The sequence below is a fragment of the Natrinema sp. CGMCC1.2065 genome, from assembly GCF_051225675.1.
Taxonomy (GTDB): domain Archaea; phylum Halobacteriota; class Halobacteria; order Halobacteriales; family Natrialbaceae; genus Natrinema; species Natrinema thermotolerans.
In genome coordinates this window covers 175,487-189,675 of the sequence record NZ_JBPJSJ010000006.1, presented here as the reverse complement: position 1 = coordinate 189,675, position 14,189 = coordinate 175,487, and the positions used below count along the sequence as shown (strand labels likewise).

The 14,189-nt window shown below is 66.4% G+C and carries 15 protein-coding genes and 1 pseudogene; 10 read left to right on the top strand and 6 right to left on the bottom strand.

Annotated elements, in window-relative coordinates:
• From ACSBP4_RS08945 to ACSBP4_RS08935, 3 genes and pseudogenes are all read right to left on the bottom strand, one after another.
• Window positions 1-893 (bottom strand): annotated as a pseudogene (locus ACSBP4_RS08945) (ACP synthase); the annotation flags it as partial.
• A complete protein-coding gene (locus tag ACSBP4_RS08940; protein ID WP_435551994.1) occupies window positions 893-2,071 on the bottom strand; it encodes a thiolase domain-containing protein in 1,179 nt (392 codons plus the stop codon). The gene ACSBP4_RS08940 and the pseudogene ACSBP4_RS08945, both read right to left, overlap by 1 nt.
• Window positions 2,072-2,149: 78 nt before the next feature.
• Window positions 2,150-2,521 carry a helix-turn-helix domain-containing protein gene (locus ACSBP4_RS08935; protein WP_006180505.1) on the bottom strand — a complete coding sequence of 124 codons (372 nt, stop codon included), beginning with the start codon at window positions 2,519-2,521 and terminating at the stop codon, window positions 2,150-2,152.
• 425 nt (window positions 2,522-2,946) lie between these two features.
• On the opposite strand from ACSBP4_RS08935, the gene ACSBP4_RS08930 reads away from it, so the two are divergent.
• Entirely contained in the window at window positions 2,947-3,945 is a 999-nt protein-coding gene (locus ACSBP4_RS08930; RefSeq protein ID WP_049966848.1) for a DHH family phosphoesterase, read from the top strand.
• A 182-nt stretch (window positions 3,946-4,127) separates the two neighbouring features.
• Here ACSBP4_RS08930 and ACSBP4_RS08925 read toward each other — a convergent pair whose 3' ends face one another.
• A complete protein-coding gene (locus tag ACSBP4_RS08925) occupies window positions 4,128-4,493 on the bottom strand; it encodes a hypothetical protein (RefSeq protein ID WP_084158326.1) in 366 nt (121 codons plus the stop codon).
• 209 nt (window positions 4,494-4,702) lie between these two features.
• Window positions 4,703-5,173 carry an Hsp20/alpha crystallin family protein gene (locus ACSBP4_RS08920; protein ID WP_049966847.1) on the bottom strand — a complete coding sequence of 157 codons (471 nt, stop codon included), beginning with the start codon at window positions 5,171-5,173 and terminating at the stop codon, window positions 4,703-4,705.
• A gap of 153 nt (window positions 5,174-5,326) precedes the next feature.
• Between ACSBP4_RS08920 and ACSBP4_RS08915 the strand changes: the two genes are divergently transcribed.
• The 8 genes from ACSBP4_RS08915 to ACSBP4_RS08880 all read left to right on the top strand — a co-directional run bounded on the left by ACSBP4_RS08915 (window position 5,327) and on the right by ACSBP4_RS08880 (window position 12,930).
• The gene (locus tag ACSBP4_RS08915) at window positions 5,327-6,016 is read left to right on the top strand and encodes a type 1 glutamine amidotransferase domain-containing protein (RefSeq protein ID WP_006651240.1); all 690 of its coding nucleotides are present in this window, start codon (window positions 5,327-5,329) and stop codon (window positions 6,014-6,016) included.
• 446 nt (window positions 6,017-6,462) lie between these two features.
• Window positions 6,463-6,639, top strand: a complete 177-nt coding sequence (locus ACSBP4_RS08910) for a hypothetical protein (protein ID WP_006651239.1) — start codon at window positions 6,463-6,465, stop codon at window positions 6,637-6,639.
• A gap of 117 nt (window positions 6,640-6,756) precedes the next feature.
• Window positions 6,757-6,957 carry a hypothetical protein gene (locus ACSBP4_RS08905; RefSeq protein WP_006651238.1) on the top strand — a complete coding sequence of 67 codons (201 nt, stop codon included), beginning with the start codon at window positions 6,757-6,759 and terminating at the stop codon, window positions 6,955-6,957.
• Window positions 6,958-7,047: 90 nt separating this feature from the next.
• Complete coding sequence (locus ACSBP4_RS08900) at window positions 7,048-7,500, top strand: RNA-binding protein (RefSeq protein ID WP_006651237.1); 453 nt, start codon at window positions 7,048-7,050, stop codon at window positions 7,498-7,500.
• A 127-nt stretch (window positions 7,501-7,627) separates the two neighbouring features.
• Window positions 7,628-8,257 carry a TetR/AcrR family transcriptional regulator gene (locus ACSBP4_RS08895; RefSeq protein WP_084158325.1) on the top strand — a complete coding sequence of 210 codons (630 nt, stop codon included), beginning with the start codon at window positions 7,628-7,630 and terminating at the stop codon, window positions 8,255-8,257.
• Window positions 8,254-9,738: an MATE family efflux transporter gene (locus ACSBP4_RS08890; protein WP_435551993.1), complete on the top strand. Its 1,485-nt coding sequence runs from the start codon at window positions 8,254-8,256 to the stop codon at window positions 9,736-9,738. Before ACSBP4_RS08895 ends, ACSBP4_RS08890 begins: the two co-directional genes overlap by 4 nt.
• 125 nt (window positions 9,739-9,863) lie before the next feature.
• Window positions 9,864-11,102 carry a cation:proton antiporter gene (locus ACSBP4_RS08885; RefSeq protein WP_435551992.1) on the top strand — a complete coding sequence of 413 codons (1,239 nt, stop codon included), beginning with the start codon at window positions 9,864-9,866 and terminating at the stop codon, window positions 11,100-11,102.
• A gap of 64 nt (window positions 11,103-11,166) precedes the next feature.
• Window positions 11,167-12,930, top strand: coding sequence for a YcaO-like family protein (locus tag ACSBP4_RS08880; RefSeq protein ID WP_435551991.1), 1,764 nt, complete (start codon window positions 11,167-11,169; stop codon window positions 12,928-12,930).
• A gap of 57 nt (window positions 12,931-12,987) precedes the next feature.
• Here ACSBP4_RS08880 and ACSBP4_RS08875 read toward each other — a convergent pair whose 3' ends face one another.
• Window positions 12,988-13,521 carry a hypothetical protein gene (locus tag ACSBP4_RS08875; RefSeq protein WP_435551990.1) on the bottom strand — a complete coding sequence of 178 codons (534 nt, stop codon included), beginning with the start codon at window positions 13,519-13,521 and terminating at the stop codon, window positions 12,988-12,990.
• A gap of 129 nt (window positions 13,522-13,650) precedes the next feature.
• On the opposite strand from ACSBP4_RS08875, the gene ACSBP4_RS08870 reads away from it, so the two are divergent.
• Entirely contained in the window at window positions 13,651-14,130 is a 480-nt protein-coding gene (locus tag ACSBP4_RS08870; protein ID WP_435551989.1) for a cupin domain-containing protein, read from the top strand.
• Window positions 14,131-14,189: the final 59 nt, after the last annotated feature.

Below are 14,189 nucleotides of genomic sequence, written 5' to 3'. Positions count from 1 at the left end.
TCGCCGTCGGCCGAGACGACGACCGCGTCGGCCCCCGCGCCGCTGCCGTGGGAGACGCCGAGGACGGAGTCGTCGCCGTCCGCGAGCGCGGTGGCGAGCGACAGGGGCACGCTCGCCGCGCCGGTATCGCCCAGCTCGTGGACCGTCGCGGCGGCCTGGATCTCGTCGGTGCCGACGCCGGCCGCGCCGGCCGCGCGGTAGGGGAGCTTCCCGTCGGGGGCCTGGATCGCGGCCGCGTCGGGCTCGGGGTCGACCTCGAGGCCGGAGACCGCGCCGCCGATGGTTTCGGTAAACGCCTGCCGATCGTACTGGGTGATGCCCAGCCCCTGCGTCTCGTCGTCGCCAGTGTCCCGGAACCGGGTACCGGGATAGGGCGCGGCGTATTCCGCGCGATCGACGATTTCCGCGGGGCCCTCGCGCTCGAGGACGAACGCGGCGCTGCCGGCTCCGGCGGCGTGGTCGATCGCGTCGTCGGGGTCGCCCTGCGGTGCGTCGGCGGCGACGACGAGCGCGGTCGTTGCGTCGGCCTCGAGGGCGTCCAGACCGGCCCAGAGCGCGCGGGTCCCCGCTCGAGTACTCCCGGAAAAGAGCTGACGGGTCGCCGATTCGGAGAGGGCCAGCATCGCGCCCAGTCGGGCGGTCAGGTCCTCCTCGGCCGCTGGCGGCCGCGAGGCGGCGAATGCCAGCCAGTCGACGTCGTCGGGGTCGGTCTCGGCCGCCTCGAGCGCGCGGGTCGCGGCCTCGTAGCCCATCGTCAGGGCGTCCTCGTCGGCCGAGGGGACGGCCTTCTCGGTGACGCCGGCGGCGTGGAACTGGCCCCATGCTTCCTCGAAGGCCTCGGCACTGATTCGGAATCGCGGTGCGTACGCACCGACACCGGTGATCGCGCTCATCAGGCGCTCACCTCCTGTTCCTTCTCGAAGACGTGAACGACGGCGGCACCACCGCTGCCGCCGACGTTGTGGGTCAGCCCGCGGGTCGGGTTCTCGACCTGTCGTTCGCCGGCTTTGCCGGAGAGCTGTTTGTAGGCCTCGACGACCTGGCCGGCGCCCGTCGCGCCGATCGGGTGGCCCTTGGACTTGAGGCCGCCGGAGGTATTCACGGGAAGGTCGCCACCGATCTCGGTCGCCCCGGATTCGATCAGTCGGCCGGCCTCGCCGGTCTCACAGAAGCCGAGATCCTCGTAGGCCAGCAGTTCGGCGATGGCGAAGCAGTCGTGAACCTCCGCGAAGTCGAGGTCGTCGGGGTCGACATCGGCCATCTCGTAGGCCTGCTCGCCGGCCCGCTGGCTCGCCGGAATGCCGGTATAGGTGTCGCGCTGGAAGAGCCCGACGGTGTCGCTGCCGGCACCGACGCCGGCCACCCGGATCGGATCGTCCGTGTACTCGTCGACCACGTCCTCGCTGACGATCAGCGCACAGGCCGCCCCGTCCGAGGTCGGACAGCAGTGATAGAGGTTCAGCGGGTCCGCGACGACCGGCGCCGACTGGGCGTCCTCGAGCGAACACTCGAAGCCTAACTGGGCGTGGGGGTTTTTCGCGCCGTTGGCGTGGTTCTTGACGGCGACCCGCGAGAGGTGTTCGCGCGTGGTGCCGTACTGCTCCATGTGGACCGACGCCATCTGGGCGTAGACGCCCGAGAAGGTGGTTCCCGAGAGTCGCTCCCACTCGGTTTCCCCGGAGACGCCGAGCCAGTACTTCGTCGCGTCCGAACTCATGTCGGACATGATCTCGAAGCCGCCGGCGAGGACGACGTCTGCCATCCCCGACTTGACGGCCTGGACGGCCTGTCGCACCGCGAAACCGCTCGCCGCACAGGCGTTTTCGACCCGCGTCGTCGGCACCCCGTCGAGGCCGACGTGTTCGGTCACGGCCGGCCCGGAGAGGCCCAGCTGCCGGCCGCCGACGCCGAGATTGCCGATGACGGCCTCGTCGACGTCGTCCGCCTCGAGGCCCTTCGGTACGCTGTCCGTCGCCGCGTCGAACGCCGTGCGGAACAGGGACCGGTAGCTCTCCGAGGGAAAGGCTCCGTAGTCCGACTGCCCCGCGCCGACGAGGTAGGCGTCTCGCATACCGGCCCCTCAGTCGTCCGGTGTGAAATAAGTACACACTTACCTACGGTCTTCGGGACCGATCGTGGCTGGACCCCGCTACCGCTCGGTCGGCTCCCGCGACGCGTCGAGGACCGCCCGGATCAGCGTCGACTCGGCCGCACGGAGCCGCTGGGAGACCGCCGACTTCGAGATCGCCAGCTCATCGGCCAGCGTCTCGAGATCGACTCCTCGTGGCCGGTCGAAATAGCCCCGCTTGCCGGCCAGCTCGAGGGCCTCCCACTGTTTCGGCGTGAGTTCGCGGACGTCGAGCTGGAGCGACTCCGGACGACCCTGCTGGTCGGTGGTCCGGTCGTCGACGGTGCGTGCGTCGACGACGTCGTCGACGCAATCAATCAGTTGTTCGATCGATTCGTCGTCGGTGACCGTTACCGTCACGCGTATTCGATTGCTCTCGGCGTTGTCAGTCATGGGTGGACACCGTCGTCCGCGCCGGAGTGGTGGGTCAGTCGTTCAGTCACGAGTCCGCCGTCGCCCGTCTTACCCTTTGTCATCGTTCTAACCAACTGGGTCTCGATCACAGCGGCCCGCTTACGGGCCCCCGTCGTAGTTGACATCGAACCCTCGACCTGTGAAGGTATTGAATAGGAGTCCAGATTTCTCCCCGACGAGAACCGTACTGCAGGGGTACAGACCTCTTACTTCCCGCTGAGAACATTCCCAAATGTGTTCGAATATCATATGTAAGTCGACTTGACAGTGGACCGTACCGTCCCAGTGGGCGTTCGCCCGACCTCGAGCGGCGTCACTCACGCGGCACCCCTATCGCCGATCGATCGTTCGTCCGCACTGAGAGGCGACGCGGGTTTCAAACGTCTCGTCGCCGTATCTCACGTATGCCTCGCGCGGCCGACCTCGTCTCCGTCCTCGAGGCGACCGAGTCGCTGGCGATCGTCTGTCACGACAATCCCGACCCGGACTGTCTCGCCAGCGCGCTCGCCCTCGAGGCGATCGCACGCGACCACGACATCGCGCCCGTGACGATCGCCTACGGCGGTGAGATCTCCCACCAACAGAACCGCGCGTTCGTCAATCTCCTCGACATCAGCCTCCAGACGATCGAGTCGACGACGCTGTCGGAGTACGAGAGCATCGGGTACGTCGATCACAGCAGTCCGGGCGCGAACACGGAGGTGCCGGAACGTATCACACCGGACATCGTCATCGACCATCATCCCGGCGAGGCGAGCGGGGCCGACTTCGAGGACGTCCGCACCGAGTACGGCGCGACGGCGACGATCTTCGTGGAGTACCTCGGGGAACTCGAGGTCGAACTGACCGCCCGGCTCGCCTCGGCGTTGCTCTTTGCGCTCCACCGCGAGCGGCTGGACTTCGTCCGCGAGCCGACGCGCCGCGAGTACGAGGCCGCGCTAGCGGTCTATCCCGACGCGGATCTCGAGACGCTCGAGCAACTGTACGGCAGCGCCTTCTCCCCGGGGACTCTCGACGCGATCGGGCGGGCCATCGCCAGCCGGGAGCGACGCGGCTCGTCGCTGGTCGCCAGCGCCGGCAAGACCGGCGAGACGGACGCGCTGCCACAGGCCGCGGACTACCTGCTCAACCTCGAGGGAGTCGATACGGTGTTGGTCTACGGGATCGTCGGCGACGCGATCCGGCTGAGCGGCCGGTCGATCGATCCGCGGGTCCACATCGGCGAGGCGCTCGAGGAGGGGTTCGACGAACTCGGGGCGGCGGGCGGCCACCACGACATGGCCGGCGGGCGGATCGAACTCGGGCTGTTCGCGGACGAAGACGGCGACGACGACGCGCTACTCGAGTTCGTCGGCGGACGGCTCGCTCGCCGGTTCTTTGACGCGTTGAACCTCGACGATTGAGACGAGCTGCCGTAGCAGCGGTTGATAGTACGATTTTCATTCGGAATCGAATGTGAACTTGCGGTAAGTACGGGGTAACGATGTAACGGTGCGGGTCACAATTTAGCCATCGTCTATTAAGACCGGTGTGCTGAATACAGAGCGTGAATTGAACGGTAGGATAGAGAACGTCGAGCGCGGGGTCAATGGAGGCGCGACGAAAACAGTCCAAGAACTGTGAGGCTCCAGAAAAGGAGTCCAAGCCCATAGAAGAGGAGACGCACCCGAACTGGCATGTCGGAGGATACCCCCGGCCAGAGTTCCATATGTCTGGTCATATTTCTTACCTCACTACTCTCATCGTGCCCAGTCCTCCCCAAAGCAGCAAATCCAGAAGTACCACCATGTCCAGTAGTACCACCACCCACCCCAATACAGAGGATGCCAAGACCAGCCAGTCCTACGATTACTGCCCCCGAATGGGTGAGACCGTACACAAGACCGACGGTTACGCCACCTATCACGCCAGTGTCCCGCACCAGTGGTTTCAACAATCGTGTCAAATTCATATCCAGTACGTGCAGACAATCAACCGGAGGTTATCAACTTTTGGTACCCTATGAGCCGACTGTTTAGTTTGCATCTGTAGTTACCGAATCACCTGATTGTGTTTCAGAATCACATCTAACTGCAGGACATGTACTCTCATCTCCTGATCACGATGTATCGATGGAACACAGACCGGCCCAATTGTACCGAAAACGACTGATAGTAGTCTTCAGTCGATGTCGATCGAGCGCGCCTCCTCGTCCGGTTCGCGCTTGGGGAGCCGCACCGTCAGCACTCCGTTGTTGACGCTTGCCTGCACCGCATCGGCGTCGACCGACGCCGGCAGGCGCACCTGCCGGCTGAACGACTGGGTCGTCCGTTCGTGTCGGATGTAGTTCGCCGCCTCGTCGTCGGTCTCCCGTTCGCGTTCGCGCCGGCCCGAGATCGCGAGGGTCCGGTCCCGGTCGGTGAGTCGCAACTCGAGGTCGGCGCTCTCGTAGCCGGGGACGTCGACGGTGGCGACGAACGCCTCGCCCTCGTCGGCGAGGTCCAGGCTCGTCTCCGCACCGCCCATCGAGAGGTCGAGCTGGCTCCGGTCGTCCACCTGCCGCTCCCACGATCGGGCCGCCGTCTCGACTTGGCGGTTCAGTCGCTCGAGGAGGTCGTCGATACCGTCGAACGGGCGGGGTCGGTCTGCCATGATTTCACCTACCGTAGGTAGGGGGCCGATAGCGAAAAAGGTCACCCTCGGCCAGTGAAACGGTCACGCAGGCTAACCTATCGACGCGGTGACTTGCGGCAGAACCGAGGGGTGGGCTGGTCGTTTTTACGCTCCCCGTCTTAGGGGAGATGCATGACCGACGCACTATTCGTCGTCAGCGAAGAAGGGTACTGGGGAGAGGAATGTGTCGAGCCGCTCGAGACGCTGTCGGACGCGGGCGTCGAGGTCACGGTCGCGACGCCGTCGGGGAGTCCGCCGGTAATCGACGAGCGATCGCTCGATCCCGACGAGGTCGGCGAGGAAACCGCCGAACACGTTCGCGAGGTCCACGAGACCGACGAGCGACTGAACGATCCGATCCCGGTCGCACAGGCCGACGCCGAGGGGTACGACGCCGTCGTCTTCCCCGGCGGGCACGGAACCGCATGGGACATCAACCAGGACAAACACGCACGGCAGCTCCTGCGGGACGCCGTCGAGGGCAACGGGAAGGCGCTCGTGGTCTGTCACGCCGTCGGCATTCTCGGGTTCGCCCGCGACAGCCACGGCGCGTTCATCGTCAACGGCCGTGACGTAACCGGCTTCCCCAACGCGTGGGAGGAGGGCATCGTCGACGAACAGGACCGCATGCCCGACGGCCGCAAGCTGCCCTACTGGACCGAGGACGAAGTGAAAGCCGCCGGCGGTAACTGGGACGCCGAACTCGATTCCGACACCAGCGTCACCGTCGACGGCGACCTCATCACCGCCCGCGGCCCCGGCTCTTCGAGCGCCGCGGCCGATACGCTGCTCGAGGAACTCGACGTCGAACTCGAGGCCTGAGCGACCCGCGATCGCCGGCCCGTACTGGACGACGAAACCGGCCACAGCGACTCTCGTTCCGTCGTTCTGCTATCCCCCTGAACTGTTTTCTACCCGTTCGTGTAGCGCCGTTCATATGCCGGCGATACGAACGCAGGGGACTCACGAAACGGTACGGGGCTGGCGACGAGGCCGTCGTCGCGCTCGAGGGTCTCGAGCGCGAGTCGCGTCGCCGGGACGGTGCTGCTCTCCCTGTCGGAGTGGGTCGCACCCGTCGTCTTGCTCGCGTGGTTCGCCATCCCGATCGCGATCGGCTACCGGCGGTTCGAGCGAGCCGATCCGAACTGATCGCCGGCCGGCGTCGCGGTCGGTCGGGGCTCGGTCGCCGCCTCCCTCGAGCCGGCGGGCGATCGGCGGCGAGAGGGGCGGACCGAGCGAGTTATGGGCGCTGACCCCCGAGGACGCCCGTGGAGCCAGCCCGATCGGAGACGACCGAACGGACCGATTCGCTACGGAGTCGCAGCTTCCGGATCACCGTCGACGACGGCCGCGACTCGTTTTTCGCACTCAGCATCGAGGACGTCTCGAGCGACGACGCGTGGCTCATGTCCGACACCGTCGTCGCCCTCGAGAACGAGCGCTGACCGCCCCCGCGACCGCCGGCTGCCGACAGTGGTCGCGATCGATAGCGACGGCGGGTCACGCAGGCTACCCAGTGGCGAATCAGTCCCTTTTTACGCGACCGCGGGGAAATATCGGCTATGAGCTTCGAGGAAGACGATCGCGTCGTGCTGCACGACGAGCACAGCGAGTTCGACGGCGAAACCGGGACCATCACCCAGACGATGGAGTCGATGTTCGGTGACGTCACCTACACCATCAGCTTCGAGGACGGCCAGGAGGCCGGCGTTCCCGAGGACGACCTCGAGGCGGCCGACGACGAAGACGCAGACGAGGAGTAACGCCGCTCGAGGGCCGGTCCCGCGAGGCGACGTCGCACCTGCTACCGCCGTGCCGGCCGAACACTACCACACTACCCATTCGAATCGTCGATGCCACAGATCCCGCTTCACTACGTCGATTTACGGACGTTCTGCTACGCCACCGAGGACGAGAAACGCGTCGAGGAAGCGCTGCGAACGTTCCTCCCCGACGGTGACGATGACGACCCCTTCGAGATCGAACGCACCGAAAGCGAGGGCCACTACGGCGACCGTATCCTCGTCCTCTCGGCCCGCGTCGAGAACGCCGACGACGTTCGGCACGTCCTCTCGCGGCTCGCCGACCTTGAGACCTTCGACGACCTGATCGCCGAACTCGACGAGCGGGTCACGGAAAACACCGAACTCTTCCTGCGACTCGACAAACAGGCCGCCTTCGCGGGCGACGTTCGCCTCGGCGACGGCATCACCTTCCGCGGGAAGGTCGAGGCCTACCCCGCCAAGAAGGAGAAGGCCGTCGAAAACGCCGAGGACGTCCTTGAGCGCCTCCGCGAGCAGGACTGAGTCGCCGTTTCGCTGACGCTGCCGCGTCCCGTTTCGTTTCGTGACGCCGGCCGAACCCGAACGTGATCGTCCGGTTACGAAGCGCTTTTGACTGGCCAGTCAGTAAGTTAGTGTAGGAATCTTCTACATGACTGACGAGACGATCGACGATCTCATGGATGCGACGTACCGGGCGCTCTGCAAGCATGGGTATGCGGAGTTGACGATGCAGGACATCGCCGCGGAGTCGGACAAAAGCAAGGGAACGATTCACTACCACTTCGACGGCAAACAGGACCTTCTCGAGTCGTTTCTGGAGTTTTTGCTGGACGACTTCGAAGAACGAACCGAGACGATCCCCGGCGAGACGCCGAGCGAGCGACTGCACGAGTTTCTCGACCAGTTGCTGACTCCCAGCGACGAGGAGTCGTCCGAGGAGTTCCGAACGGCGATCCTCGAAATCAAGGCCCAGTCGCCCTACAATGAGGCCTACCGGGAGCGACTGCGTGGGTTCGACCGTGCCACCAGGGACCGCATCGCCGGTCTCGTCACTGATGGAGTCGAGGCCGAGGAGTTCCGCTCGGACATCGATCCCGAGGCGACTGCCGACTTTCTGGTCACCCTGTTTCACGGCGCACAGACGCGGGCGGCCGCGGTGGATCGACCGCCGGAACGGACGCTGGAGTACATCCATGCGTACATCGACGACACGCTGTGTCTCGAGTCGGCCGACCGGAACGGGTCGTCGCCCGAGGTTGACACGGGGGCCGAAAGATGAGCCTGCTGGCTCGACTCGTCGGCTGGATCAAACGGCGGTTGGCCCCAGTCTCCGGGCTGTTCAAGGGTCGCGAGGAGTTCGACCTGACCGAAGGCGGGATCGCGAAGCCGCTGTTCTATCTCTCGCTGCCGATCATCGTGACGAACCTGTTGCAGACCGCCTACAACCTCATCGACACGTTCTGGTTAGGTCAGTACAGCACCGAGGCGCTGGCGGCGATCAGCTTCGCGTTCCCGATGGTCTTTCTGCTCATCTCGGTCGGGATGGGGCTCTCGGTGGCCGGGAGCGTTCTCGTCGCCCAGTACATCGGTGCTGACGAGGAGTCCGAGGCGGAGTACGCCGCCTCCCAGACCGTCGCGCTGTCCCTGCTCGCGGCGTTGCTACTCGGCGTCGTCGGCTACGTCTTCGTCGAGGAACTGCTCGGACTGCTCGGTGCCTCCGAGGCCGTATTGCCGCTGGCGACCGACTACATGCAGGTCATCTCGCTCGGGATGCCGTTCATGTTCGGCTTCTTCGTGTTCATCGCCTTGATGCGCGGGTACGGCGACACGATCACGCCGATGCTCGTGATGTTCGGTTCGGTCCTGCTCAACGTGATCCTCGACCCGTTCATGATCTTCGGGTGGGGGCCGTTTCCCGAACTCGGGATCGAGGGTGCGGCGATCGCGACGGTCTTCTCGCGCTCGCTCGCGCTCGTGGTCGGGCTGGCGATCATGTTCAGCGGCGTCCGGGGCGTCCGGATCCGACTGGCCCAGATGCGGCCCGACCTCTCGTTCGCGAAGCGGCTCGTGAGCATCGGCTTCCCCGCTTCGATCGAGGGGATGGGCCGGGCACTGTCGATCAACCTGTTGCTGGTGATCGTCGCGTTCTTCCCGGACACGGTCGTGGCGGCCTACGGAATCGGGACTCGCGTCTTCTCGGTCATCTTCCTGCCGGCGATCGCGGTCGCCCGCGGTGTCGAGACGATGACCGGGCAGAACGTCGGCGCGGGCAAACCCGAGCGGGCGAAAGCCGCGGCGGACTTTGCCGCCCGGACGATGTTCGTCATCCTCGGGGCGATGGGTATCGTGGCGTGGTTCGCCGCGGAGCCGATCACCGGCGCGTTCACCGACAACACCGAAGTCATCGAGATCGGGACGACGTTCATTCGGTACGTCGCCCCCTCCTTTGGCTTCATCGGCGTGATGCGGGCCTACAACGGCAGCTTCCGAGGGACCGGCAAGACCCTGACCGCGGCCGCGATCGTCATCGTGATCTACGCGCTCGTGCGGCTCCCGATCGCCTACGGCCTCGCGACGACCTACGACTACCGGGGGATCTGGGTCGCCTTCGCCGTCTCGAACGTCGTCGGTGCGGTGCTTGCCTACGGCTGGTACCGCCGTGGCACGTGGCGGGACGCCGACGTCACCGACGATCCGATGGCTGCCGGTTCGGGCGACGACCTCGAGGTCGGCGAGGTAGACGCGAGTACCGACGACTAGCGATGCAACCCGAGACGTAATCTCGCTCTGGCACGTCGACCGATACCGTGACTGATCCGCTCCGGCGCGTCGCTCGCGGCGAACAGCTTCCCGGCCGTCCGGGCCGCCGAACGGTGGTGTGACCGATGGTCGACGCCGTCGGTATCGACATCCTGAGTCTCCTGCTCGTCCTCTCGGTCGCGTGGGTGTTCGGCGCGGTCGCCGAGCGCTTTGGCTATCCGACGATGATGGGCGAACTGTTCGCCGGCATCGCCTTCGGCCCCGCGCTGCTCGGGCTCTTGCGCCCCTCCGAACTGCTCACGGTTCTCTCGGAGCTGGGCGTGTTCCTGTTGATGGTCTACGTCGGGATGGAGGTCGACCTGCGGGAACTGTTCGAACTCGGTCCCCAGTCGCTGTTGATCGCCTTCGGGGCATTCGTCATTCCCTTCGGACTCGGCTACGCTGCCGGCGTCTGGCTCGGCGTCTCCGTCGGCGCGGCGCTCTTTTTGGGCCTCGCGATGGCCGCCACGTCGCTGGCCACGAAATCGCGCATCCTCGCCGACCTCGAGTTGCTCGATACGCGGATCGCGAACGTGTTGCTCGGCGGGGCGCTGGCCTCGGACGTTGGCGTGTTGATCGCGTTCGCCGGCGTCGACAGCTACGTGACGGCGGGCGCGCTCGAGCCGTCCGAGATCGGCGTCATCCTGCTGCAGGCGGCGGGCTTTTTCGCGGCGACGCTGCTGATCGGCTACCGGTTTCTCCCGTACGCCTGGCGCTCCATCGAGCGCCAGCGCGAACGCTACGGGTTCGTCGATCGGACCACCGCCTTCACCTTCGCGCTGTTGGTCTCCCTACTCTTCGCCCAGCTGGCGACGCTGGCAGACCTCCACATGATAATCGGCGGCTTCATGGCTGGGATGTTTCTCCGGCAGGCCGACGTCGAGCCCGGGCTCTACGAACACATGCACACCGTCATGTACGACCTCGCGATGGGGCTGTTCGCGCCGATCTTCTTCGTCACGGTCGGCTTCCAGATCACCTTCGACGTCTTCGCCGACTCCCTCGCCGTCCTCGCCGCGCTGGTGGCCATCGCCTTCCTCGGCAAGATCGTCGGCTCGTGGCTGTTCTCGCTGCCCACCTCGCTGACCTCTCGGGAGGGACTGGTCGTCGGCTTCGGCATGAACGGCCGCGGCACCGTCGAGATCATCATCGCCGAAGTCGCCTTTCAGGCCGGTGTTATCGACCAGTCGATGTTCTCGATTCTCGTGTTCATCGCCGTCTTCACGACTGCGCTCGTCCCCGTCACCGTCACCTGGGGCGTGCGGCTGCTCGAGTCCCGCGACGAACTCGTTTACGTCGATTCGGCGACGCCGGCCGAAGACTGACCCTCGCGGGTTCCCGCGATGCTCGAGCGGGGCGTTTTTCCCGGCCGCGCGAGCAGCTAGGGGTATGCAAATCCACGTCGTGGGCGACGACCCGGTCCGCGAGGCGGTCGTCACCGCGCTCGAAGACGTCGACGTCGGCGTCCGGGAGGCAGAGGCGTCGGCGATCGGCGACGCTCGGTTCGCGGTCGTCAGCGATGTTGCCGGCGCGGCGACGTTCGAACGGGCCAACGAGGCCGCACGGGCGGGGGATACCCCCTGGATCGCCGTCGAGATCGGCGGCGTCGGTGGCTACCCGATCCCGACGGTCGACGCCGCGATTTCGGGGTTCGCCCCCGCGACCGCCTGCTTCGACTGTCTGCGCGCCCGCGTCGCGTCCCAACTCGAGGAGCGGGCCGACGGCCCGCAGGCGGATCGGAGCGCGGCTCGGCTGGCCGGGGCCGTCGCCGGCCGAGAGTGTGTGCGCGTCCTCTCGGGCGACGAGCGCTCGATTATGGGCGCGGTCCGGGAGCTGCCCTACGCCCGCCGCGAACTGCTGCCGGCCCCCGGTTGTGGGTGTGCCGACGGCCACCAGGACCGGTCCCTCGACCGCGAGGACGCGGACACGCTCGGTCTCGAGGCGGCCGTCGAGGCCGCCGAGCGGGCGATCGACGACCGGATCGGCCCGGTCGGGAGCATCGCCGAGGTGGAGTCGTTCCCGTCGCCGTACTACCTCGCGACGGTCGCGGACACGACCGCCTACAGCGACGCGAGCGCGCCGCGACAGGCCGCTGGCGTCGCCGACGATTGGAACGCCGCGTTGATGAAGGCCGTCGGCGAGGGCCTCGAGCGCTACTGCGCCGGCGTCTACCGCGAGCCGGACTTCGTCCGCGCGAGCGAGGGCGACCTCGAGAACCCGGTCCCGCCGACGGAGCTGGTCCGGCCGGACGACGGTCCCGCCTACGATCCCGCCGCCGAACACCGCTGGGTTCCCGGCGAGGACCTCGTGAGCGGCGAGCAGGTCCACCTACCGGCGGCCGCGGTCCAGTTCCCCCAGCCCGGCCCGGCGCTGGTCCCGGCGATCACGACCGGGCTGGGACTCGGCTCCTCGACGGTCGACGCGCTCGTCTCCGGACTGACCGAAGTCGTCGAGCGCGATGCGACGATGCTCGCGTGGTACTCGACGTTCGACCCGCTCGGGCTGGCCGTCGACGCCCCGGTGTTCGATCGCCTCGAGCGCCGTGCGGAGAGTCAAGGCCTGTCGGTGACGCCGCTGCTCGTGACACAGGACGTCGACGTCCCCGTTGTGGCCGTCGCCGTCCACCGGGAGCCGGCCGCCCTCGGGGACGATCCGGTCGCGCCCGACGACGACGCGTGGCCGGCGTTCGCCGTCGGCTCGGCGGCCGGCCTCGACGCCGCGGCGGCCGCGACGGCAGCCCTCGAGGAGGCGCTCCAGAACTGGATGGAACTGCGAAGTCTCGGCTCCGACGAGGCCGGTTCTGCGGGCGGCGAGATCGGCACCTACGCCGCCTTCCCGGAGCAGGCGCGATCGTTCGTCGACGTCGAGTCGACCGTCCCCGCCGAGAGCGTCGGCCCCGACCCCGTCCCGACCGGTCGCGACCGACTCGAGGCGTTGGTCGATCGGGTGGCCGACGCGGGGCTGACGCCCCACGCGGCGCGGCTGACGACCCGGGACGTCGAGGCGATCGGGTTCGAGGCCGTCCGGGTCGTCGTCCCCGGTGCGCAACCGCTGTTCACCGACGATCCCTACTTCGGCGAGCGCGCCGAGACGGTTCCAACGGACCTCGGCTTCGAGTCGCGCCTCGAGCGGGCGTTTCATCCCTATCCCTGACGCGTCGCTGTTCGGCCGTTCTCTCCTCGAAAAGCGGTCCCGGGCCGCGTCAGCGAGTTATGTCGACCCGTCCGAGTCGGGAGTCGTCTCGTTCGTTTCGGTCGCGTTCGTCGAGTCCCCGTCACTCACGTTCGATTCGTTCCCGACGGGGCTGTCCGGCGGTTCGGACGGCGGTGTCGGCTCCCCGCCGGCCTCCTCCCCGCGTTCGATATCCAGTATCAGGTCGTCATCGGTAATCCGAACGGTCACGAGTTCGGTCTCGGGCCTGAGCGTCGCCTCCCTGCTCGTTCGGTCGCCGTCCGCGTCCACGAACTTGGTCACCCGGAAGCTCTGCTCGATTGCATCGAGATGCGGTGCCGACACCGTCTGGTCGGGCGTAACGGTGTAGCTCTCGTCGTAGGTCTGTCGGTCGGACCCGGACTCGTAGGCCTCGAGGACGATGTTGTAGTGACGGTCGGCCTCGCTTTTGATTTCGAGCGGGATCAGTCCCTGAAAGCTGCCCTGATAGTGTTCCCGCAAGGTATCGAGACAACCCGATAGCCCGGCGACGGCGGCCACCCCGGCGGTTCGAAGTACCGTACGGCGGTTCACGTGGCTATCTCAGGCTTGGACGACCGTATGCGTTACTCTTCGGTACCGGGTCGCCGTCGGCTCCGATCCCCCCATGCGTCAGCCATCGACACCCACTGTCTTTTTGGTCCACTATCCTAACTATCGTTCATGGAGAAAACAGCGATCGACGACGTCGAGATCGAAGTCAACCCGATGGACGTCCATTCGGTTCGCCGGCCGATTTCGGACGCGCTCGGCTTTACCGACTTCGCGATGAACTACTTCGAACTCGAGCCCGGCGAGTCGTTCTCGGGCGGGATGCACACCCACCACGACCAGGAGGAGGTCTTCTACGTGCAGGAAGGCACCGCGACCTTCGACACCGAGGAGGGCGAAGTCATCGTCGACGAGGGCGAGGTGATCCGGTTCGAGCCCGGCGACTTCCAGACCGGCTACAACGACACCGACGAGCAGGTCGTCGGATTCGCCTTCGGCGCACCCAAATCGAAACACGACTGGGACCAGCTCGAGTCGCTGGTCTACTGTCAGGAGTGCGAGGAGGAGATCGGCCACGGTCTCGAACTCACCGACGACGGCAACTTCCGTCTGACCTGTACCGAATGTGGCAACACGTTCGTTCCGCCGTAACGGAGCGACACGGCGATTTAGTACCGGCGTGAACTCGGCGGTCGACCCCGTCGATGACT